General features: G+C 31.1%; 20 protein-coding genes. 18 read left to right on the top strand and 2 right to left on the bottom strand.

The genetic code is table 11. The annotated features are described in order from the left end of the window. Positions 1-424: 424 nt before the first annotated feature. Together pflB and pflA are read left to right on the top strand one after the other, a co-directional pair. Entirely contained in the window at positions 425-2665 is a 2241-nt protein-coding gene (gene pflB, locus O3802_RS02880) for a formate C-acetyltransferase (RefSeq protein WP_371458220.1), read from the top strand. 113 nt (positions 2666-2778) lie between these two features. Beyond that, on the top strand, positions 2779-3576 hold the full coding sequence (gene pflA, locus O3802_RS02875; protein ID WP_371458219.1) for a pyruvate formate-lyase-activating protein: 798 nt from the start codon (positions 2779-2781) through the stop codon (positions 3574-3576). Positions 3577-3691: 115 nt separating this feature from the next. Here the strand turns inward: pflA and O3802_RS02870 are convergent, their stop codons facing one another. After that, on the bottom strand, positions 3692-4627 hold the full coding sequence (locus tag O3802_RS02870; protein ID WP_371458218.1) for a peptidylprolyl isomerase: 936 nt from the start codon (positions 4625-4627) through the stop codon (positions 3692-3694). Between the two features lie 62 nt (positions 4628-4689). After that, positions 4690-6213, bottom strand: a complete 1524-nt coding sequence (gene cls, locus O3802_RS02865; RefSeq protein ID WP_371458217.1) for a cardiolipin synthase — start codon at positions 6211-6213, stop codon at positions 4690-4692. A 233-nt stretch (positions 6214-6446) separates the two neighbouring features. Between cls and O3802_RS02860 the strand changes: the two genes are divergently transcribed. The 16 genes from O3802_RS02860 (at position 6447) to O3802_RS02785 (ending at position 22749) form a co-directional block, all read left to right on the top strand. Next, positions 6447-6602, top strand: a complete 156-nt coding sequence (locus O3802_RS02860; protein WP_371458216.1) for an SE1561 family protein — start codon at positions 6447-6449, stop codon at positions 6600-6602. Positions 6603-6666: 64 nt separating this feature from the next. Beyond that, complete coding sequence (gene rlmD, locus O3802_RS02855) at positions 6667-8025, top strand: 23S rRNA (uracil(1939)-C(5))-methyltransferase RlmD (protein ID WP_371458215.1); 1359 nt, start codon at positions 6667-6669, stop codon at positions 8023-8025. A gap of 18 nt (positions 8026-8043) precedes the next feature. After that, the gene (locus O3802_RS02850) at positions 8044-9927 is read left to right on the top strand and encodes a DUF4435 domain-containing protein (RefSeq protein WP_371458214.1); all 1884 of its coding nucleotides are present in this window, start codon (positions 8044-8046) and stop codon (positions 9925-9927) included. 286 nt (positions 9928-10213) lie between these two features. Next, the gene (locus O3802_RS02845; protein ID WP_371458213.1) at positions 10214-10390 is read left to right on the top strand and encodes a hypothetical protein; all 177 of its coding nucleotides are present in this window, start codon (positions 10214-10216) and stop codon (positions 10388-10390) included. A 130-nt stretch (positions 10391-10520) separates the two neighbouring features. Next, positions 10521-11108, top strand: coding sequence for a uracil-DNA glycosylase family protein (locus O3802_RS02840; RefSeq protein ID WP_371458212.1), 588 nt, complete (start codon positions 10521-10523; stop codon positions 11106-11108). Positions 11109-11469: 361 nt separating this feature from the next. Continuing rightward, positions 11470-11994: a bifunctional pyr operon transcriptional regulator/uracil phosphoribosyltransferase PyrR gene (gene pyrR, locus O3802_RS02835; RefSeq protein ID WP_371458211.1), complete on the top strand. Its 525-nt coding sequence runs from the start codon at positions 11470-11472 to the stop codon at positions 11992-11994. A 200-nt stretch (positions 11995-12194) separates the two neighbouring features. Next, entirely contained in the window at positions 12195-13076 is an 882-nt protein-coding gene (locus tag O3802_RS02830; RefSeq protein ID WP_371458210.1) for an aspartate carbamoyltransferase catalytic subunit, read from the top strand. A 14-nt stretch (positions 13077-13090) separates the two neighbouring features. Next, positions 13091-14371, top strand: a complete 1281-nt coding sequence (locus tag O3802_RS02825; RefSeq protein WP_371458209.1) for a dihydroorotase — start codon at positions 13091-13093, stop codon at positions 14369-14371. Between the two features lie 46 nt (positions 14372-14417). Then, positions 14418-15509, top strand: coding sequence for a glutamine-hydrolyzing carbamoyl-phosphate synthase small subunit (gene carA, locus O3802_RS02820; protein WP_371458208.1), 1092 nt, complete (start codon positions 14418-14420; stop codon positions 15507-15509). A 56-nt stretch (positions 15510-15565) separates the two neighbouring features. Further along, positions 15566-18742, top strand: coding sequence for a carbamoyl-phosphate synthase large subunit (gene carB / locus O3802_RS02815; protein WP_371458207.1), 3177 nt, complete (start codon positions 15566-15568; stop codon positions 18740-18742). Between the two features lie 9 nt (positions 18743-18751). After that, positions 18752-19108, top strand: coding sequence for an Imm51 family immunity protein (locus O3802_RS02810; protein ID WP_371458206.1), 357 nt, complete (start codon positions 18752-18754; stop codon positions 19106-19108). A gap of 109 nt (positions 19109-19217) precedes the next feature. Next, positions 19218-19982 (top strand): dihydroorotate dehydrogenase electron transfer subunit, encoded by a 765-nt coding sequence (locus O3802_RS02805; RefSeq protein ID WP_371458205.1) that lies wholly within the window; start codon positions 19218-19220, stop codon positions 19980-19982. Between the two features lie 8 nt (positions 19983-19990). After that, positions 19991-20905, top strand: coding sequence for a dihydroorotate dehydrogenase (locus tag O3802_RS02800; RefSeq protein WP_371458204.1), 915 nt, complete (start codon positions 19991-19993; stop codon positions 20903-20905). 18 nt (positions 20906-20923) lie between these two features. After that, positions 20924-21628, top strand: coding sequence for an orotidine-5'-phosphate decarboxylase (pyrF, locus tag O3802_RS02795; RefSeq protein ID WP_371458203.1), 705 nt, complete (start codon positions 20924-20926; stop codon positions 21626-21628). A 13-nt stretch (positions 21629-21641) separates the two neighbouring features. After that, on the top strand, positions 21642-22256 hold the full coding sequence (gene pyrE / locus O3802_RS02790; protein WP_371458202.1) for an orotate phosphoribosyltransferase: 615 nt from the start codon (positions 21642-21644) through the stop codon (positions 22254-22256). Between the two features lie 136 nt (positions 22257-22392). Continuing rightward, entirely contained in the window at positions 22393-22749 is a 357-nt protein-coding gene (locus O3802_RS02785; protein ID WP_371458201.1) for a hypothetical protein, read from the top strand. Positions 22750-22768: the final 19 nt, after the last annotated feature.

Genomic DNA, 22768 nt, shown 5'->3' with positions numbered 1-22768 from the left:
ATAACATAAATATGGAATATAGTTGATATTTACTGTCGATTATATTCTATTTTTATTAAAAATAAAATGGGAAAATAAAAGAAAAGTGTTATATTAAATTATATAAAATAATAACAGTATAATAACAGTTTTTATTATTTGTTTAAAACATACTTAAAAATAGAAATAGCCACTGTAAGAGTTTTCATAGTTTTTACAGTTGATTTTCTAATACTTACAATTAATATTTTACTATATATAAGGGTATTTACTAACAGTAAAATCAAAGTGTATTAGTACTAAAGTTCACAAATTGTACATATTTTAAAGGATAATAGTCTTGTAAGATAAATATGGTTAGGGTACACTATAGATGTAACAAATAGTTTAATTAATAAATTTATTTTTCACACTATATTATAAAAATTTAAGGAGTGACATAAATATGACAACAGTTGCAGAAAAAAAAGCATTCGTTGGTGGAAAATGGCAAACAGAAGTGGATTTAGTAGATTTTATCAAATCTAACTACACAGAGTACAGAGGGGATTCTTCGTTCTTAGCTGGACCTACTGAAAACACTAAAGTTTTAGTAGAAAAATTCAATGAGTTAATGCGTCAAGAACGTTTAGCTGGTGGAACATTAGATATGGATACTAGTATTCCTTCAACTATTCTTTCACACGGAGTAGGATACATCGATAAAGATCGTGAAAAAATCGTTGGGTTACAAACTGACAAACCATTAAAACGTGCTTTAATGACTTTTGGTGGTATTAACATGGCTGTAAACAGCTGTAAAGCATACGGATATGAAGTAGATGAAGAAGTTATCAAAATCTTCACTGACTACCGTAAAACTCACAACCAAGGTGTATTCGACGCTTATACTCCAGAAATGCGTTTAGTAAGAAAATCTGGTGTTATCACTGGACTTCCTGATGCATACGGACGTGGACGTATCATCGGTGACTACCGTCGTGTAGCTTTATACGGGGTAGATCAACTTATCGCTTGGAAAAAAGATGATTTAAGTAAAATCGGTGCAGATGGAGTTATGACTGAACATGTTATCCGTGACCGTGAAGAAGTTAGTGAACAAATTCGCGCTTTAGGTGAATTAAAAGAAATGGCAAAAATCTATGGTTTCGATATTTCAGGACCAGCTACTAATGCTAAAGAAGCTGTTCAATGGTTATACTTCGGATACTTAGCAGCTATTAAACAACAAAATGGTGCTGCAATGTCTATCGGTAATATCGCTACATTCTTAGATATCTATATCGAAAGAGATTTACAAGATGGAACAATCACTGAATCTGAAGCACAAGAATTAATCGACCACTTAGTTCTAAAATTACGTTGTGTTAAATTCGCTCGTACTCCAGATTACAACCAATTATTCTCTGGAGACCCAATCTGGGCTACATTAATTGTAGGGGAAATGTTAGATGCTGAAAAATCATTAGTAACAAAAACAGACTTCCGCTTTATCCATACTTTAGATAACATGGGTAACTCTCCAGAACCAAACTTAACAATTCTTTGGTCTTCTAAATTACCTACAGGATTCAAAGAATACTGTTCTGAATCATCAATCAACCACAGTGCAATTCAATACGAAAGTGATGAATTATTAGCAGACTTCTTAGGAACTTGTGATAAATCTATCGCATGTTGTGTAAGTGGTATGACTACTGGTAAAGATATGCAATTCTTCGGAGCACGCGCTAACTTAGCTAAAGCATTATTATATACAATCAATGGTGGACGCGATGAGTTATCTGGTGTTCAAGTAGGGCCAAAAACTGAACCAATCCGTGGCGTATTAAATTATGACGAAGTTTGGGCTAAATTTGATGTATTTATGGAATGGTTATGTAAACTATACATTAACACACTAAATGTAATCCACTACATGCATGATAAATACTCTTATGAAAGTTTAGAAATGGCATTACACGATACTAAAGTTAGAAGATTCATGGCAACAGGTATTGCTGGATTCTCAGTAGCAGTAGATAGCTTATCAGCTATTAAATACGCTAAAGTTACTCCAATCGAAGACGAAACTGGATTAGCTGTAGATTACAAAATTGAAGGGGAATTCCCAACATTCGGTAACAATGATGACCGTGCAGACGAAATCGCTGTTGAATTACTAAAAGTGTTTATGACTAAACTTAGAAAACACGAAACTTACCGTGCAGATGAAACTACAACTTCTATCTTAACTATTACTTCAAACGTAGTATACGGTAAGAAAACTGGTAACACTCCAGATGGACGTCGTGCAGGAGAACCATTCTCTCCAGGTGCTAACCCAATGAACGGACGTGACCAAAGCGGAGCATTAGCTTGCTTAAGTTCAGTAGCTAAATTACCATACGAATACAGCCGTGATGGAATCAGCTTAACAGCAGCATTCACACCAAATTCATTAGGTAAAACTAAACAAGACCAAATTAAAAACTTAACAGCTATGATGGATGGATACTTCAAACAAGGTGGTTACCACTTAAATACTAACGTATTCAACAAAGAAACTTTACTTAAAGTTATTGAATCACCAGAAGATTATCCAAACTTTACAATTCGTGTATCAGGATACGCTGTACGTCTAATCAGTTTAACTCCAGAACAACAACGTGACGTACTTAGCCGTACAATGCACCAATTCATGTAATAAAGAAATAAAAGGAGGGGGCTTTTTAGCCCCCGATTTTTAGTTAAAAGAGTATTTTATTATTTTTGAAAATATAGTATAATACTAATAGAGATATAAGGAGGGAGTCGTGTATGGAAACTACAAAAGAAAATTTAGAAACTACAGTAGAAAATACAGAACTTACAGCAAATATTCACTCTGTTGAATCATTTGGAAATGTTGACGGTCCTGGGATAAGATATGTAGTGTTTTTCCAAGGTTGTATGTTGAGATGTAAATACTGTCATAATCCAGACACTTGGAAGATGCACAATCCTGATGCTAAGGTGATGACTGTAGATCAGCTTACAAAAGAAATAGTAAAATATAGAAACTTTTTTGAGGCTAGTGAAGGTGGAGGAGTAACGGTAAGTGGAGGAGAATCGCTTTTACAGTTAGACTTCATCTTAGAGCTATTTAGAAAGTTGAAAAAATTGGGAATAAATACTTGTGTTGACACATGTGGTGGTTTTTATGTTAATACTCCAACAATGAATAAAAAAATTCTAGAATTGATATCATTGACGGATTTATTTTTAATGGATATTAAACATATTGATGATGAGCAGCACATTCGCTTGACTAAGAGAACAAATAAAAATATCCTTCAATTTGCCAGATTTTTAAGTGACCATGGTGCGAAAATGTGGATAAGACATGTTCTTGTTCCTAAGTGGACAGATGATGATTATTATCTTCAAAAACTTCGTGAGTACATAGATACACTTGATGGGGTAGAAAGAGTAGAAGTACTTCCTTATCACGATATGGCAAAGTTTAAATATAAAGAATTAGGACTTGAATATGAATTAAATGATATTAATCCACCTACTAAAGATAGAATTCAAAATGCTATAAGAATATTAGGTGCACGAGATGATGTGAATTAAAAGTATAAAACCAGATAATAGAAAAACTCTATTATCTGGTTTTAATATATTAAAATATAAATAAAAGCCCCCCTAAACTTAGATAGTACTCTAAATTTAGGGGAATATAAATAAACTATTGTCCAGAATTAGTTCCTTCTAACATAGATTTCAGATATGCTTCCACATCTTTATTACTTGATTTAACATTGTATTCTTCAAATAATTTTTTAAGTGCTTTGCTTACTACAGTAGAATCCTTTTTAACTGCTTCTTCTGCAGCTTTTTCAGCAAGTGTTGCTTTCATTTCATCAAAAGTAGCGTCTTTTTCATCTAATACTTTGATAATGTGGTATCCGAATGAAGTTTTTACAACGTCAGATACATTACCTTTAGTAAGTTCGTATGCAGCTTCTTTAAATTCTTTAACGAATGAATTATCTTCTTTAGAAGACCATCCTAAATCTCCACCATTAGACGCATTAGCAGTATCATTAGAGTTTTCTTTTGCTAGAGTAGCAAAATCTTCCCCATCTTTGATTTTTTTATGTAGTTCTTCAGCTTTTGACTTAGCCTCTTCATCACTTAATCCATTAGGATTAGAATCGCTTTTAACACTTATAAGAATGTGTGCTAAATGATATTGGTGTTTATTTTTCTCGTAACTTTCTTTTAATTTGTCCTCATTAACTCCATTATAGTCGTTTATTAAAAGAGTTTGGGCAGCTTTAACTTTAAGACCATCTTTATATTTATCTAAAGTAAATCCTTGTTGTTTTAAAAGTTGTTCAAATTTTTCTTTTCCACCATATTGCGTTTGGGCCTTTTGAAGTTGCTCTTCAATAGCTTTTTCATTAATTTTTCCTTTATATTTATCTAAAAGAACTTTTTGAATCATCATACTAGTAGCTGTTTTAGAAAGTTGGCTAGCTCCTATGCTTTCTACAATGTCCTTTTCTGTTACATCTCCTGCTTTACTAGAGATATATTTTGTACCTCCAGAACATCCTGCTAATCCTATAACCGATATACTAAGTGCTACAGGTAAAATAGCCTTTTTAAACTTGTTCATTAATTATTATCCTCCTAATTGTAACTATGTATAAATATACCATATTTTTTATTATAAAACAACTAAAGAATAGGTGAAATAAGTCGCGCGAAAGCTTCTTTAATTCTAATTATTAAACTTCGTTGTTGATATTTAGAATAAGATACCAAAGTTGACTTTTTTACATCTTCTAAAAATATTTTTCTAAATTCTTTTGTAGTTTTGTAATCATACATAAATGCATTAAGTTCGAAATTCAATTTAAAGCTTCTATAGTCAAAATTTGCACTACCTAAACTTGTAACTTCATCATCAATAATAATCATTTTTGTATGGATAAAACCATTCTCGTATATATATGTTTTCGCCCCTAGAGAAGCAAGCTCTCCAATAAAAGAATAAGTTGCCCAATATACAAACATATGATCAGGTTTATTAGGTACCATTATTCTAACATCAATCCCTGAAAGAATAGCCATTTTTAGTGCGTCCATGACACTTTCATCAGGGATAAAGTATGGCGATTGAATATAGATATATTTTTTTGCGCGAGAAATCATGTGCAAATAACCATACTTTATTTTTTGAAGTTTACTATCTGGGCCACTAGAAACCATCTGTATAGGTAAGTAATTATCGACAGGTGTGGCGATATGATCAGCTTCCAGTTTGATATATTCTGTTTTTTTGGATGATTGAGAATTCCAATCATCAATAAAACGAAATTCTAACGAACCAACCGCTTCACCTTCAATACGAAGATGAGTATCACGCCAATAGCCAAATTTTTTATCTAATCCTAAGTATTCATCACCAACATTAAAGCCTCCAGTATAAGCAATTTCTCCATCGATAACTACTATCTTCCTGTGATTTCTATAATTCATACGGAAGTTTATAAGTGGTAGTTTGGATTTGAAAAAACTTTTTATTTTTGCATTGTTTTTTGTTAATTTTCCTAGTGAGGAGATACTTAATTTCCTTGAGCCTATATCATCATACAAGATGTACACTTTTACACCTTCTTTAAGTTTTTGTTCAAGTAAATTAAATAGTTGTCTTCCAATACCATCTTTATTAAGAATATAGTACTGAATATGAATATAACTTTTGGCATTTTTTATATCTTCGAACAATAATTCGAATTTTTCTTTTCCATCTGTAATAATTTTAATACTATTTTTTTTAGATAAGAAAGCTTTATCTGTTTCATAATTTAACTCTATTAAATTTCTATACTTGTAAATGAGTTGCTCTTCTTTTGAAATTTCATACGGAGTAGTTCGTTTTAATAAACTCTCTTGATACGAGATTTTCTCTTCATCAGTAAAAGGGAAGATTTTCTCTCTATAAATAGGCCTACCAAGCATTAAATATAGGACAAAGCCTAAATAGGGAATTAAGAATAAAACTAAGATCCAAGCCCAAGAAGAGTTGGTAGTTTGATATTCTAAAAAAACTATAGAGAATGCTAACAATGTATTTATAATTAAAAATATTGTTAATAAAATGTCAACATCTAAACGAATATCGCTAAATAATGTTGTTATATAATCCAAAATATATGTAAAATTTATATTGAAAATATTTAAATTTGTATAATTCATAATATAACACTCCTAGTTAAATACTACCTTAAAACACATAAAAAGTCCAGATAATAATTATATAGATAATATAAAAGATTATATGATTGTTGAAATATATATTGATATACTAAGAATTACAACTAAGTTAATAATAAAGTAATATTTAAAAAACTTTCGGTAATTTAGTATTATGAGTTGAATTTTTGTCAATTTATATTATAATGGAATAGAGAATAAAAAAGGAGAATATCATGTCTAATAATATTTTAGAAGAATTAAAAATTAAATTTGAAGATTTTGCGAGTGAGTTAGAAAATATTGAACCAGAAAAGGTTGATTTAACACAAATTGATAGATTAATTGCTTTAGTAGAAGAATTAGATAACGAAATTAAAACTATAAAATAGAAAATTATAAGCTGAAGTGGGAGTAGTTTACTTCTATTCAGCTTATCTTTATGAAGAGGTTTAAATGAAAAAGAAAAATAGCAGTAAGAAATTAAATGTCCTCCTAACAATTAAAAAAATAGGTATTAATGGTGAAGGAATAGGTTATTACAAAAAGAAAATTACATTTGTAAAAGGTGCTCTTCCAGATGAGGTAATTGTCTGTGAAATTATCGAAGAAACGCCAAAATACATTATAGGAAAATTAGTTAAAGTAAAAGAGTCGAGTCCATATAGAGTAGAGGTAAAAAAAGAATATGCAGAAAGTGGAGCATATGGGTTAGCTCATGTTAGTTACGAAAAACAACTAGAGTATAAACGTAATATTTTATTAGATGCTTTTGATAAATATTATAAATTACCAAAACCAGATAAATTGGTTCTAAAAACTTTAGTATCGCCTATGATAGAACATTATCGTAATAAAAATCAGTTTCCTCTTGCTGTTCGTAATGGCCGTGTAATTGCGGGCTTGTATAAAGAAGGAAGTAATGATCTTGTAGAAATAAATGAGGATGCTGCACTACATGAAAATGGTAATAAGATTACTAATCTTGCTAAAAAATGTTTAGGAAAATATAAAGTAGAAATTTCTACAAATAAAAAGACTTATGGCGTAAAATATATTTCAACTCGCACTTCATTTTATAATGGAGATGTTCAGCTAACGTTTGTAGCTAATACGGATAAAATTAAAAATTTAGATAAAGTTGTTAATGAGATTAAACGTGAAGCTATAGTTAAGAGTATAGTGCTGAATGTAACTAATGATAACGATCATCTAGTAATGGGTAGAGAAAACATAACTTTATATGGTTCGGATTATATTGTTGAAAAAATTGGCGATACTAAATATGAATTATCAGCTAAATCATTTTTCCAACTTAATCCAGGAGCGACAAAAAAACTTTATGATAAAGTTGTAGAATTTGCTGATTTGAGAGAAACGAATATAGTTCTTGATGCTTTTTGCGGTGTGGGGACAATTGGCCAATATGTGAGTCGTAAATGTCATGAAGTATATGGAGTGGATATAGTAGAAGATGCCATAAAAGATGCAAATAATAACATTAAGTTAAATAACTTAACGAATTGTACATATGTAGCAGGTGATGCTAACAAAATTGTACCTCGTTGGAAGAAAAAAGGAATTAATTTTGATGTTGCAATAGTTGATCCACCAAGAACAGGTTTAGGTCATTTAGCAAAAAATTTATTAGATGTAGATTCGAAGAAAATAGTTTATGTTAGCTGTAACCCATCAACATTGGCTAGAGATTTAAAAGTACTTACTAGAAAATACAAAATTAGACGTATTCAACCAATAGATATGTTCCCAGGGACAGCGGCTGTGGAAGCGGTAGTGGAGTTAATTAGGAAGTAAAGTATTAAGGAGAAAATTATGGAATTAAAAGATTTTATTGAAAAAATAAAGAAAATAAATAAAAATATAAGTAATATAGAATATTCAGAAGAAGGAACTAACCCGAATAATTTTAATTCTAAATATAATGAAGTAATTAATGATTTAATAAAAATTATTAATGAAGAAGATTCTTTCAGAGAGAGAAATATCCTAGAACAATTTATTAGTAATAATTATATAAATATTGACAATCTATATTACAAGGGTCCACTATTTACAGATGAAGATAAAATAAAGTTTGAAGAAATATTAGAAAATGTTTCAGAAGAAATAGAAAGATTAAAGTATCTAAGAATATTTAATGAATCTAATACTATCATAGTAGGAGCAAACGGTTCAGGGAAATCAGCTCTAGCAGCACATTTTAAAAAAAGTGATGCAGATGGAATTATTGTTATTCCTGCACAAAAAATATTATTTTTCTTACAAAAACAAGACATTAGTTTTTCGGACGAAGAAAATATTAGGAACATACAGAAAAAAAATTTTAATGATAAAAATTATGAAGAAGACTATTTAGTTTCTAACAAAGTTACTGAGTTATCAGAAGTCTTTTCGTATCATATTAGTGCAATAATAAATGATTTAGCAAGAGCAGGGGCGGATAAAATAGTAAATAATAAGGACTCTGAAGCGAAATATACGAAGTTATTAGAAATTTGGAAAAAGTTTTATTCGGATATAGAGTTGAAATATGATATAACTAAGAGAAAGCTTATTCCCAAAAAAAATGCTAAAGAATATGATTTAAATTCAATGAGTGAAGGAGAAAAAGTATCGTTGTTTTATATTATAGTTACATTATTTGCACCAAAAGATGCATATATAATTATAGATGAACCAGAGACTTTTCTTCATCCATCAATCTATAATAGACTTTGGTATTTACTGGAAGAATATAGGAAAGATTGTAGATTTATATATATATCTCATAACTTAGAATTTATTTCATCTAGAAATTCACATTCTATTTATTGGTGTAAAAAGTATGATGGAAATAAAGATTGGGATTTAAAAAAAATATCTGGAGAATTAGAAGGTATACCTAAAGAACTAGTAATTGAATTGCTTGGTGCACGAAAAAATATTCTTTTTTGTGAGGGTAATAAAGAAAGTTTAGATTACAAAGTTTATACAACTTTATTTGAAAATGAAATCGTAGTAATACCAGTAGATGGACATAAGGATGTTATTAACTATACAAAAGCTTTTAACAAATCTACTTTATTTGATGGGAATGTATACGGAATAATTGATAGAGACTACCACGGTGAAGAAACTTTGAAAAAATATGAAGAAAATAATGTATATCATTTAGATTTTAATGAAATAGAGATGTTTTTAATTACAAAAGAAATATTAGAAAGTGTGTTAGAAGTTAATTTTTCTGCTGATGAATGTTATGAACGAATACAAAACTTTCAAGGGGAGGTAATAAAAGAAATAAAAACCAAAAAAAATCTTATAATTAATAAAAGTATAAAATTTCTTATAGATGAAAATAGATTTACAATTGATAACAAACAATTAAAATTGTTATGCACTGATAAAAAAGATTCAATATATAATGAGGAAGCTATAAAAAATTATTTTTCTAAACTTTTAGAAGAAATAAACATAGATGAAAAAATCAATGAATTAGATAATAGAATAGATAAATTAGTTAGTGAAGAGAATTATGAAGAGGCTTTAAAAGTATCAGATTTAAAATATTTATTTACTGATAAAACTAAAAAAGTATTTGATTTAGATTATGAGTCATTTTGCCTAACCAAAATACAGTTAAATAAAAACTTAAGAAAGATATTAAGAGATAAATATTTTTTGGAATTATCTAATAAGCTAAAAGTTAGTAACTAAAACGATATATATTTTAGTATTTTATAATTATCTTTAGTCGTTCCTTTTAAAGTTTTTTAAGGTTGCAGTTGAGTTGATTAGGAAGTAATATCTAAGCTTAGTGGGAGGGGGGAACCAATGAAAAAGATAAAGATGTCAGTGTTAGGAATAGGTCCAGTTTATGTATTGAGTTGCTTAATTGTAACAGTTTTATCAATATATCTATCTGAAAAAGGAAGTCTAAATTTAGGGTAATTAATGAATTGAGATTGATGGTATATTATCTATTTTACTTAGGAGTAATATTATGGATATAGACTGTATTGTGCAGAAAATGGTAAAAACAATAAAAGATAATATTCTTTTGACTAAAGGAGTTTATGCTGTTTTAGGGAATCTAATATATTCTGCGTTTTTCTTTGTTTTTGCAGAAATGTTATTGATAGAAGCTTTGTACTTTCAATATTATATTGATTCCACATGACAATTTTCTTAAAACTTACAGAAGAAAAGTGCTTAAAAGTTTTTTTGGTTAAGAATATAGTGTACTTGTATGAATAGAATTTCTATGTATTTTCCTTAGGAATAATATGATATAGAGGGGATGAATAATTTTGGATAGAGAGTTTGAACAATTAAAAAAAGATATAATGTTAGATGTTGATAATAAAGTATATTCGGATAAAGGGATTGAACCATTATTTTCTGCACCTAGAACAGCTAAAATATTGATAATAGGTCAAGCACCAGGAATAAAAGCACAGGAAAGTAGAATATTTTTTAATGATAAAAGTGGAGTAAAATTGAGAGAGTGGATGGGAATTGATAATGAATTATTTTATAATTCTGGCTTGATTGGAGTTGTTCCTATGGATTTTTATTACCCTGGAAAAGGGAAAAGTGGAGATTTACCTCCAAGAAAAAATTTCGCTCACAAATGGCATCCTAGGGTGTTGGAGTTAATGCCTGATATTAGACTTATTATTTTAGTAGGAAAATATGCTCAAGATTGTTACTTAAAAGATGAGAAGGAAAAAAATTTAACAGAAACTGTAAAAAACTATAAAAAATATCTACCAAAGTACTTTCCGATAGTACATCCATCACCACTGAATTTCCGATGGCAAGCAAAAAATCCTTGGTTTCTTGAAGAAGTAGTGCCAGTGTTAAAGAAAATGGTAGAAGAATATTGCAAAGTATAAATATATAGGCAAGTATAATAGAAATATTATCTTGCCTCTTAAAATATCTTTATTAAATATTAGGAAGAAGAAAATATTTTGATTAGAAACTTAATAAGTGAGGTTAATATGTTTTTTCGTTTATTAAGTTATTTATAAATTGAGTATATTATTGTCTTTTGTCTTCGTATTTTTTAAACTGAGTTCTATAGTTAAATATTTGACATTTCTATTAATATAATATATACTGATAATAGTTTGAATAATATATCTTTAATGTGATCCAGAGAGGTCAGCAAAGATTAGTTTTATTGGAATAAATATACCTAGTTTAAACATGCTGCCCTGCTCTTATGAGTAGGTTATTTTTTTGAGGTGAAGTATGAAGAAAAGAGTTCTTTTTGATGAAGTAATGATTTCAAGAATGATTACAAGAATTGCTAATGAAATTATTGAACAAAATAAATTAGAAGAAATAGTTTTAGTGGGGATTCAGACAAGAGGAATTTATATAGCTAAGAGATTAAAACAAAAAATTGGTGAAATAGAAAATATTAATATTCCAGTTGAAAGTTTAGATATTAAATTTTATCGTGATGATCTTGAAAAGCAAAGTTTTGAGCCTGAAATTACAACACCAAAGTTTAAACTAGATTTGAATAAAAAAGTTATTATTATTGTAGATGATGTACTGTATACTGGAAGAACAGTGCGTGCTGCTATTGATGCAATTATGGATGTTAGTCGACCTAAGGCTATTCGACTTGCAATATTAGTTGATCGTGGTCACCGTGAACTTCCGATTCGTGCAGATCATATTGGAAAAAATATTCCAACTTCAAAAAAAGAAAATGTTAAAGTTTATCTTAAAGAAGTTGATAAAAGTGAAGAAATATTATTAATTTAAATATAAGTCTTTTTAAGCTAGTCCAGAGAGGCTAACAAGGGATTGAATTTAAAGTGTATACTAGAATAGTATAGCTGTATTTAGATATAACTAAGTTTTAGTGTATCTATTACTAGAATTTAAATTTAAGTTGATTATGAAATCATGCCTTGTTGTCTTTGGACGCAAGGTATTTTTTATTAAAAAAATGGAGGAACACTATGAAGAACATAGTAAAAATGTCAGACTTAACAAATGAAGAGGTGTACGAACTTATAACTCGTGCTTTAGAACTTAAGAATGGAGCTAAAGTAGAAGCTAGAGAAGACCTTTTTGTAGCGAATTTATTCTTTGAAAATTCAACACGTACAAAACACAGTTTTGAGGTTGCAGAGCATAAACATAGACTTAATGTTATAAACTTTGATGCAGCAACATCATCAGTTAATAAAGGAGAAACACTTTATGATACTTGTAAAACATTGGAGATGTTAGGCTGCAATATGCTGGTTATTCGTCATAGCCAAGATGCATATTACAATGAATTATCAAACCTAAATATACCAATTTTAAGCGGTGGTGATGGAAGTGGAGAACATCCAAGCCAGTGTCTACTTGACCTAATGACAATGTACGAAAAGTTTGGAACTTTTGAAAATCTAAATATTATAATTGCTGGTGATATTAAAAATTCTCGAGTTGCAAGAAGTAATTATAATATGTTGACAAGATTAGGGGCTAAAGTCAAATTTGTATGTCCAGATATCTTCAAAGATGAAACTTTAGGAGAAGTGGTTGATTTTGATGAAGTTATCGGAGAAGTAGATGTTTGTATGTTGCTACGTGTCCAACATGAAAGACATGATTCAAAAATGGGCTTATCTAAAGAAGAGTATCACAAGAACTTTGGTTTAACACAAGAAAGATATGATAAGTTAAAAGAAAAAGCTATAGTAATGCATCCTGCACCAGTTAACCGAGGAATGGAAATTGATACTGAGTTAGTAGAAGCACCTAAATCTGTAATCTTTGAACAGATGAAAAATGGTATGTATATGCGCCAAGCAATGATTGAAAAAATAATAAAAGATAATAATTTATAAGAAGGAGAAAAGATATGCTACTTTTAAAAAATGGTAAAATTTTAGAAAATGGGGTTCTAGTTAGTAAGGATATTTTGATTGATGATAAAAAAATCGTGAAAATTGATAAAAATATCCAAGAAAATATTGAGAAAGTTTTAGATTTAGAAGGAAAGTTTGTTTCTCCTGGTTTTATAGATGTTCATGTTCACTGGAGAGAACCAGGATTTGAATATAAAGAAAATATTTACCATGCATCTCGTGCAGCAGCTCGTGGTGGATTTACTACAGCTATGCCAATGCCAAACTTAGATCCAGTGCCAGATAACTATGAAAACCTAAAAATTCAACTTGATATTATTGAACGAGATAGTGTTATACGTGCCATTCCATATGGCGCAATAACAAAAGGTGAGCTTGGAAAAGATTATGCTGAGTTTGAGGAATTAGTAGACTATGTTTTTGCATTTAGTGATGATGGTCGTGGCGTTCAAGATGCTAATATGATGTATGAGTCAATGATGGTTGCTGCAAAATTAAACAAAGCAATTGTTGCACACTGTGAAGATAATTCACTAATTCGTGGTGGATGTATGCATTGTGGTCGCCGTAGTCGTGAGCTTGATCTTCCAGGCATTCCATCAGTTTGTGAAAGTGTTCAAATTGCACGTGATGTGTTACTAGCAGAAGCAGCAGGTTGTCATTATCATGTGTGCCACGTATCAACAAAAGAATCAGTACGTGTTGTAAGAGAAGCAAAAGCAGCAGGAGTAAAAGTCACATGTGAAGTTTGTCCTCACCATCTTATAAGTGATGAAATGGATATTCCAGAAGATAATGGAATGTGGAAAATGAATCCACCTTTACGCGCGCGAGAAGATAGAAATGCTTTAATAGCAGGATTATTAGATGGTACAATTGATGTTATTGCTACAGACCATGCACCACACGCAACACATGAAAAAGATTTAACAATGCGTAAAGCAGCTTTTGGTATTGTTGGTAGTGAAACAGCGTTTAGTCAACTTTATACAAAATTTGTAAAAACTGGTGTATTCTCACTAGATTTATTAGTGAAATTAATGACTGAAAAAGTAGCAGATACATTTGGATTACCGTATGGTCGCCTAGAAGAAAATGGATATGCAGATTTAGTTGTAATTGATTTAGAAAAATCATTAAAAATTGATCCAGAAAAATTCTTATCAAAAGGGCGTAATACACCATATGTAGGTGAAGAAATTTACGGAATACCAGTTTTAACACTAAGCGAAGGAAAAGTAGCTTATAAAGATTCAGAAGTATTCGATATATAAGATATAAAATTTAATAATATGAAAAACTAAGAAAGTGAGAAAAGCTATGTACAGTTACGATAGACAGCTAATATTAGAAGATGGAACGGTTTATAAAGGCTATGGTTTTGGTGCGAATAAAGCTATGGCAGGAGAGGTAGTATTTAATACAGGAATGACAGGATACCAAGAAACATTATCAGACCCATCATACAACGGTCAAATAGTTACGTTTACGTATCCTTTAATCGGAAATTATGGAATAAATAGAGATGACTTTGAAACAATTAATCCAAGCATTAAAGGTTTAGTTGTTCGTGAAGTTTGTAAAAAGCCATCAAACTTTAGAACAGAATATAGTTTAGATGAGGTTTTAAAGGAATTAGATATACCGGGAATTTCAGGAATTGACACACGTAGTTTAACTAGAAAGATAAGAGAACACGGTACGATTAAAGGGATAATTACAGATCTTTGTATGGATCCAACAGAAGAATTGGAAAAATTAAGAAATACTAATTTACCAACAAATCAAATTGAACAAGTTTCGACACCTAAAGCATTTTTATCATCAGGTAATGGGTATAGAGTTGTATTAGTTGACCTTGGAATGAAATCAGGTATTTTAAGAGAATTAAATGAACGCAACTGTGATATTGTAGTAGTACCTCATAACGTAACTGCTGCAGAAATTTTCAGATTAAATCCAGATGGAATAATGTTAAGTAATGGACCTGGAGATCCAATAGATGTTCCAGAAACTATTGAAATGCTTAAAGAAGTTATGCCAAAGATTCCAATTTTTGGAATTTGCATGGGACATCAACTTATATCTCTTGCATCGGGTGCAAAAACTTATAAATTAAAATTTGGGCACCGTGGAGCTAATCATCCGGTTAAAAATTTACTTACAGGTAAAGTTGATATAACATCTCAAAACCATGGATATAGTGTTGATATCGCCTCATTAGATGATACAGAGTTAGAACTTACACATCTTTCAGTAAACGATAAAACATGTGAAGGGGTTCGTCATAAAAAATATCCAGTGTTTTCAGTGCAATACCATCCTGAAGCATCACCAGGACCACACGATCCTAACTACTTATTCGATCAATTTATCGATAATATGAGAGAATTTAAAGAAAGTAAAAAATAATACAGAATTATAGTAAGAATTTAAAAAGTATCAATGCTAAATTAAGGAGAATAAAAATGCCAAAACGTAATGATATAAAAACTATTTTAGTAATAGGATCTGGACCGATTACAATCGGTCAAGCAGCAGAGTTTGACTATGCTGGGACACAAGCATGTCTTTCTTTAAGAGAAGAAGGATACGAAGTTATTTTAGTGAACTCTAATCCAGCGACGATAATGACAGATAAAGAAATAGCAGACAAAGTTTATATGGAACCATTAACTTTGGAGTTTGTTAGCAAAATTATTAGAAAAGAGCGTCCTGATGCGCTGCTACCGACATTGGGAGGACAAGTAGGACTTAACCTTGCAGTAGAACTTCACAAAAGTGATGTATTAGATAGATATGGAGTGGAATTATTAGGAACTAAACTTAGTTCGATAGAACAAGCGGAGGACCGTGAATTATTCAGAAATCTTATGAATGAACTTAATGAACCAGTTCCAGAATCTGCAATTATAACTACCGTAGAAGAAGCATATGATTTTGTCGCTGAGATTGGTTATCCAGTAATTGTACGTCCAGCGTTTACGATGGGGGGAACTGGAGGAGGAATCTGCTATAACGAAAAAGATTTAGAAGAAATTGTTAGTAGCGGATTACATTACTCACCAGTTACACAATGCCTATTAGAAAAATCTATCGCTGGATTTAAAGAAATAGAATATGAAGTAATGCGAGACTCAAATGATACTGCGATTGTAGTATGTAATATGGAAAACATTGATCCTGTTGGTATTCATACAGGAGATTCAGTTGTTGTAGCACCATCTCAAACATTGACAGATAGAGAGTATCACATGCTGCGTGATGTATCATTAAAAATTATTCGTGCATTAAAAATTGAGGGTGGATGTAACGTTCAACTTGCACTTGATCCAGAATCGTTCAAATATTATATTATCGAGGTAAATCCAAGGGTATCACGTTCATCGGCGCTAGCTTCAAAAGCTACAGGATATCCAATTGCCAAAATTGCTGCAAAAATCGCAGTTGGTTTAACATTAGATGAAATTATAAACCCAGTTACAAAAAATTCTTATGCATGTTTTGAACCAACGCTTGACTATGTTGTAAGTAAAATTCCACGTTTCCCATTCGATAAGTTTGAAAATGCTGATAGAAAACTTGGAACTCAGATGAAAGCTACTGGGGAAGTTATGGCGATGGGTAGAACTTATGAAGAAAGTTTATTAAAAGCTATCCGTTCTCTTGAGTATGGGGTTCATCATTTAGGATTACCAAATGGTGATGAGTTTACTTTAGAAGAAATCTTAGATAAAGTGAAACAAGCAGGTGATGAAAGATTATTCTTCATTGGAGAAGCGCTACGTCGTGGCCAAAGTACAAAAGATATTCATGATATAACTAAAATAGATATGTTTTTCTTAGAAAAAATGCAAAATATTATTGATATCGAACATGATTTGAAAGATAATGTAGGAAATACAGATTTGTTAGAGTACGCTAAAAAATATGGTTTTTCTGATAAAGTAATAGCTCATCGTTGGAATACTACAGAAGATGAAATATACAAATTACGTCAAGAAAAAAATATTACTCCAGTGTTTAAAATGGTAGATACTTGTGCGGCAGAGTTTGTATCAGAAACACCATACTTCTATTCAAGTTATGAGCAAGAAGAAGAATCTATTGTTAGTGATAAAAAGAAAATTGTTGTTCTTGGGTCTGGACCAATTCGCATAGGTCAAGGGGTAGAATTCGACTATGCAACAGTACATGCTGTAATGGCAATTAAAGATGCAGGATATGAAGCGATTATAGTTAATAATAACCCAGAAACTGTATCAACAGACTTTACAATTTCTGATAAACTGTATTTTGAACCACTAACAGAAGAAGATGTGATGGCGATAATTAACCATGAAAACCCAATTGGAGTTGTGGTTCAATTCGGTGGGCAAACAGCAATTAATCTTGCTGCAAAATTAGAAAAACATGGTGTGAAAATTTTAGGAACAGCGTTAGAAGAAATTGATAATGCGGAAGATCGTGATAAATTTGAAGAATTATTACGTAAGCTTGAAATACCACAACCATTAGGGAAAACGGCCTTTGATGTAGAAACAGCGGTGAAAAATGCTGAGGAAATAGGTTATCCAGTATTGGTAAGACCGTCTTATGTACTTGGTGGACGTGCTATGGAAATTGTTTATGAAGAATCTGAATTACGTCGTTATATGAAAACAGCGGTTAAATTAAGTCCTGAACATCCAGTATTGACTGATCGTTATTTAGTAGGACGTGAAATTGAAGTTGATGCAATTAGTGATGGAGAAACAGTTATAATTCCAGGTATTATGGAACATATTGAACGAGCAGGTGTTCACTCTGGGGACTCAATAGCGGTTTATCCACCACAAACACTAACTCAAAATGAAAAAGATAAACTTATTGAATATACTATTAAGTTAGCAAAAGGCTTGAATATTGTTGGGCTATTAAATATTCAATATGTAATTAGCAAAGGAGAAGTATTCGTTCTTGAAGTAAACCCACGTAGTTCACGTACTGTGCCATTCTTAAGTAAAATTACAGGGGTGCCGATGGCGAAACTTGCAGCTGGTGCAATTATAGGAGAAACACTAAAATCTAAAGGATATGAAACAGGACTATTACCAGAAAGAAAAAACGTTTATACGAAAGTTCCAGTATTTAGTTTCCAAAAACTTAAAGATGTTGATACAACGCTTGGCCCTGAGATGAAATCAACAGGAGAAGTAATGGGAAGTGATTCTACTTTAGAAAAATCTCTTTATAAAGGGTTGCTTGCAGCAGGTATTAAGATAAGTGATCAAGGAAATATCTTATTTACGATAAGTGATGATGATAAACAAGAAGCACTGAAGATTGCTAAACGCTTCTCTGACATAGGATATAACCTACTTGCGACTGAGGGAACAGCGAAGTTTTTAGAAGAAAATGATTTACGCGTAACTGCTGTTGGAAAAATTAATCAAAGTGAGTATAGTGTTTTAGATGCAATTTACAATGGAGATGTTGATGTAGTAGTTAATACAACATCAAAAGATAAAGATGTAACAAAAGATGGATTCAAGATTCGACGTGTTGCAAGTGAACAAGAAATTGTATGTCTAACATCACTTGATACAGCTGATGCGTTGCTAAAAGTATTAGAGTCAATCTCATTTAATATCTTACCACTATAGGAGAACAGTATGGATTATGTAAAAATCTTGAAATATGGCAATATAATTAATGTCACTTTTAATATTGAACACGATAAACCATTTAATATTGGTGAAAAAATGAATGAGCTTTGTGAAGATGCTTATATGAATGGATATAACTGGGAGGCGTTTTTCAATTATTATCTTGGGGAAAATTATCCAGAAATATTAGAGGGAATAGATTTTGACCCGGAAGCAGGGATGTTTACAGCGTACTACGATTATTCGCCAGAAAATGAAGTTAAAGCAGAAAAGTTCAAAGCAATAATAAGGGACCTAGTAGAAAATGAAGAGAAACTATATGAAGTTATAAAAGTAGAAGCCACCAATATAGAGTGGGATTAATAGCTATAAAAATTTAGTGAAAAGGGGAGAAAGTTAACTAGATAGATTTGATTTTACAAAATCAATATTTAAAGTTATCTTCTCCTTTTTCATGAGAAGGAGTGTGTAGATGGATACTTATTTAACAACAGTAGTAAGTAACGAAAAGATTGCCGATAAAATATTTAGAATAGAATTACGTGGTGACATAGTTTGTGAAATGAATACTCCAGGTCAATTTGTTAATATAAAAGTAAATAATAGTTACGAGTTTTTACTAAGAAGACCTATTTCAATTTGTGAAATTAATAAAGATAAAAATACCTTTGTGATGATTTATCGTGCAGATGGTGCAGGAACAATAAAGATTTCTGAGTTAAAAGCTGGAGACTTAGTAGATGTACTGGGACCTTTAGGGAAAGGATACGATATAAGTTCATTAGAAAAAGGGCAAACAGCACTTTTAGTAGGTGGAGGTATTGGTGTACCGCCTCTGTATGAACTTGCAAAGCAGTTCAGAAATGCAGGGATAAATACTATTCATATACTAGGTTTTAATAATAAAAAAGATGTTTTTTATGAAGAAAAATTCGCAGAATTAGGAACAACTTATGTAGCAACTGCTGATGGAAGTTATGGTGAAGCAGGCTTTGTTACTAATGTTATTGAAGATAAGAAAATTAAGTATGATAAATACTATAGCTGTGGGCCACTGGCAATGTTAAAAGCACTAATTGAAATGGATAAAGAAAAAATTGGCTATATTTCATTAGAAGAGAGAATGGCTTGTGGTGTTGGGGCCTGCTATGCCTGTGTTTGTGAAAAACAAGATGGAAGTATCTCAAGAGTTTGTTATGATGGACCAGTCTATGACTCGAAAGAAATAGCATTATAGGAGGAAATATGAGCGAAAGATTAAGAGTAAAATTACCAGGCTTAGATCTTAAAAATCCAGTAATGCCTGCATCGGGGTGTTTTGCTTTTGGATTAGAATATGCAAATTTTTATGATTTATCCAAATTGGGAGCAATTATGATAAAAGCAGCGACAAAAGAACCGCGTTTTGGTAATCCAACGCCACGCGTTGCAGAAACATCAAGTGGAATGTTAAATGCGATTGGATTACAAAATCCAGGCGTTCATGAAATAATGGAAACTAAATTAAAAGAGTTAGAAAAGTATGATGTCCCTATAATAGCTAATGTTGCAGGTAGTGAAATAGATGACTACGTTTATGTTGCTAAACATATTAGTAAGGCGCCAAATGTTTATGCTTTAGAATTAAATATTTCATGCCCAAATGTTAAACATGGTGGTATCCAATTTGGAACAGACCCAGAAACAGCAAAAAATCTTACACAAAAAGTAAAAGCGGTTTCGAGAGTACCAGTCTACGTTAAGCTTTCTCCAAATGTTACAGATATCGTAGCGATGGCAAAAGCTGTAGAAGAAGGTGGTGCCGATGGAATTACGATGATTAATACTTTGGTTGGAGTTAGATTGGATAGAAAAACTGGTAAACCTATAATTGCTAATGTGACTGGTGGCTTATCAGGACCAGCGGTTAAACCGGTAGCAATAAGAATGGTTTATCAAGTAAGTCAAGCTGTCAACATTCCGATAATAGGAATGGGTGGTATTATGGACGAATGGGATGTAATTGATTTTATTTCAGCAGGAGCTAGTGCCGTAGCAGTTGGGACAGCAAACTTTGCTGATCCATATGCTTGTCCAAAAATTATCGATAAACTCGAATCAGCACTTGATGAACTTGGAGTTGAGCATATATTAGATTTATGCGGACGTGCTTATAAATAGAAGAAAAGGAGAATTATTATGAACAAAGATGTAATAATAGCATTAGACTTTCCTACGCTAGAAGATACTATGAATTTCTTAGAAAAATTTGGAGATGAAAAACTTTTTGTAAAAGTAGGAATGGAACTGTATCTTCAAAATGGTCCAGTAGTATTGGAGAAAATAAAATCTTTAGGACATAAAGTCTTTTTAGATTTAAAACTACATGATATTCCAAATACAGTTTATGGAGCTGCAAAAGGTTTAGCACAATTCAAAGTAGATATACTTACTGTTCACGGAGCAGGAGGATATGAGATGCTTGCTGCTGCAAAACGTGGAATGATTGAAGGTGGAAGCGCGGAAACTAATGTTATAGCAATAACACAATTAACATCTACTTCTGAAAAACAAGTAAAAGAAGAGCAGTTAGTAGGTGTAAGTTTAGAAGAGAGTGTAATAAATTATGCAAAACTTGCTAAAAAAGCTGGTCTAGATGGGGTAGTATCTTCTGTATGGGAAGCAAGATTAATTAAGGAAAATTGTGGAGAAGAATTTTTAAAAGTAACACCAGGTATAAGACTTGAAACTGATGAAGTAGGTGACCAAAAACGAGTGGCAACACCGGAACGTGCATCTTATGAAGGAAGCACGCATATTGTTGTGGGACGTTCAATAACAAAAGCAAAAAATCCACTTGAAGTTTATAATTTAATAAAAGAACAATTTACAAAGAAATATTAAAAGGAGAATGAACATGACTTTAGAAAGAACAATAGCGAAATACCTGTTAGATATAGAAGCGGTAGCATTAAGACCAAATGATTATTTTACTTGGACATCAGGAATTAAATCACCAATTTACTGTGATAATAGAATCACAATGTCATATCCAAAAATTCGCCGTGAGATTGCTGCAGGAATGAGCAAAGTTATTAAAGAAAAATTTCCAGAAGTAGAAGTAGTAGCAGGGACTGCAACAGCGGGTATTCCTCATGCAGCATGGGTAAGTGAAGTTCTTGATCTTCCAATGATTTATGTAAGAGATTCTGCTAAAAAACATGGGAAAACAAACCAAATAGAAGGTAAATTATTGGAAGGACAAAAAGTTGTTATTATAGAGGACTTGATATCAACAGGGCTTTCTTCATTAAAAGTTGCAAAAGCATTAGAAGAAGCGGGAGCCGAGGTTCTAGGAGTAGTTGCAATTTTTAGTTATGAACTTAAAAAAGCACAAGATGCCTTTGCAACAGATAATGTAGAATATCATACATTAACAAACTACAATTTCTTAATAGAAGAAGCGGTGGCTAGTAATTATATTAAACAAGAAGATGTAGAAAAACTTCTTGAATGGAGAAATAATTTATGATAAATTACAGTTTTTCTGGAGAGAGGAGGGCAGGCGTAATACTAACTTTATTGAGTATTTTTAGTGGGAAGGTTATATTTAAAGATATGATGTTAATTTAATTATGTCAATTTATGTTGCAAGAAGGGGTTTAAGTATGAATTACAGAGATAGTAAATATATATTAATGTACTTAATTATAGCAGAAATTATTGCTTGCTTTTTGGCATATTGTAGTCATTTAAACGGAGAATTGATAGGATTGTATATTATGATTTTACCAAGTTCTAGTATAGTGATAATAAAATTTTTAAATAAATGCGAAAAATTAATAACTTTTGATTATATCATATTTACTTATTTTACTATTTTTAACATGTGTATTATTGCACATTTTATAATGATATATAATGGATTAGACGCTCAAAAATTTTTAAATGAATTTTTATTGAATTTGGGTAGCATTGCTAGTATAGCGGTATTAGTAGATTCATTTATTCATAGCAATGATTAAAATTATAAACTAGATGTTT

Origin of the sequence: Gemella sp. 27098_8_92 (genome assembly GCF_041433685.1) — a bacterium.
Lineage (GTDB): Bacteria > Bacillota > Bacilli > Staphylococcales > Gemellaceae > Gemella.
The sequence above is the reverse complement of the archived record's forward strand: the minus strand, read 5'-3'. Positions and strand labels throughout refer to the sequence as shown.

Coding starts and splice junctions, on each gene's coding strand:
- cls (WP_371458217.1), bottom strand. CDS start 6,213: ATGAATTATACAAATTTAAATATTTTCAATATAAATTTTACATATATT.
- O3802_RS02860 (WP_371458216.1), top strand. CDS start 6,447: ATGTCTAATAATATTTTAGAAGAATTAAAAATTAAATTTGAAGATTTT.
- O3802_RS02850 (WP_371458214.1), top strand. CDS start 8,044: ATGGAATTAAAAGATTTTATTGAAAAAATAAAGAAAATAAATAAAAAT.
- O3802_RS02810 (WP_371458206.1), top strand. CDS start 18,752: ATGGATTATGTAAAAATCTTGAAATATGGCAATATAATTAATGTCACT.
- pyrE (WP_371458202.1), top strand. CDS start 21,642: ATGACTTTAGAAAGAACAATAGCGAAATACCTGTTAGATATAGAAGCG.
- rlmD (WP_371458215.1), top strand. CDS start 6,667: ATGAAAAAGAAAAATAGCAGTAAGAAATTAAATGTCCTCCTAACAATT.
- pflA (WP_371458219.1), top strand. CDS start 2,779: ATGGAAACTACAAAAGAAAATTTAGAAACTACAGTAGAAAATACAGAA.
- carA (WP_371458208.1), top strand. CDS start 14,418: ATGTACAGTTACGATAGACAGCTAATATTAGAAGATGGAACGGTTTAT.
- pyrF (WP_371458203.1), top strand. CDS start 20,924: ATGAACAAAGATGTAATAATAGCATTAGACTTTCCTACGCTAGAAGAT.
- pyrR (WP_371458211.1), top strand. CDS start 11,470: ATGAAGAAAAGAGTTCTTTTTGATGAAGTAATGATTTCAAGAATGATT.
- O3802_RS02805 (WP_371458205.1), top strand. CDS start 19,218: ATGGATACTTATTTAACAACAGTAGTAAGTAACGAAAAGATTGCCGAT.
- carB (WP_371458207.1), top strand. CDS start 15,566: ATGCCAAAACGTAATGATATAAAAACTATTTTAGTAATAGGATCTGGA.
- O3802_RS02870 (WP_371458218.1), bottom strand. CDS start 4,627: ATGAACAAGTTTAAAAAGGCTATTTTACCTGTAGCACTTAGTATATCG.
- pflB (WP_371458220.1), top strand. CDS start 425: ATGACAACAGTTGCAGAAAAAAAAGCATTCGTTGGTGGAAAATGGCAA.
- O3802_RS02785 (WP_371458201.1), top strand. CDS start 22,393: ATGAATTACAGAGATAGTAAATATATATTAATGTACTTAATTATAGCA.
- O3802_RS02845 (WP_371458213.1), top strand. CDS start 10,214: ATGGATATAGACTGTATTGTGCAGAAAATGGTAAAAACAATAAAAGAT.
- O3802_RS02800 (WP_371458204.1), top strand. CDS start 19,991: ATGAGCGAAAGATTAAGAGTAAAATTACCAGGCTTAGATCTTAAAAAT.
- O3802_RS02825 (WP_371458209.1), top strand. CDS start 13,091: ATGCTACTTTTAAAAAATGGTAAAATTTTAGAAAATGGGGTTCTAGTT.
- O3802_RS02830 (WP_371458210.1), top strand. CDS start 12,195: ATGAAGAACATAGTAAAAATGTCAGACTTAACAAATGAAGAGGTGTAC.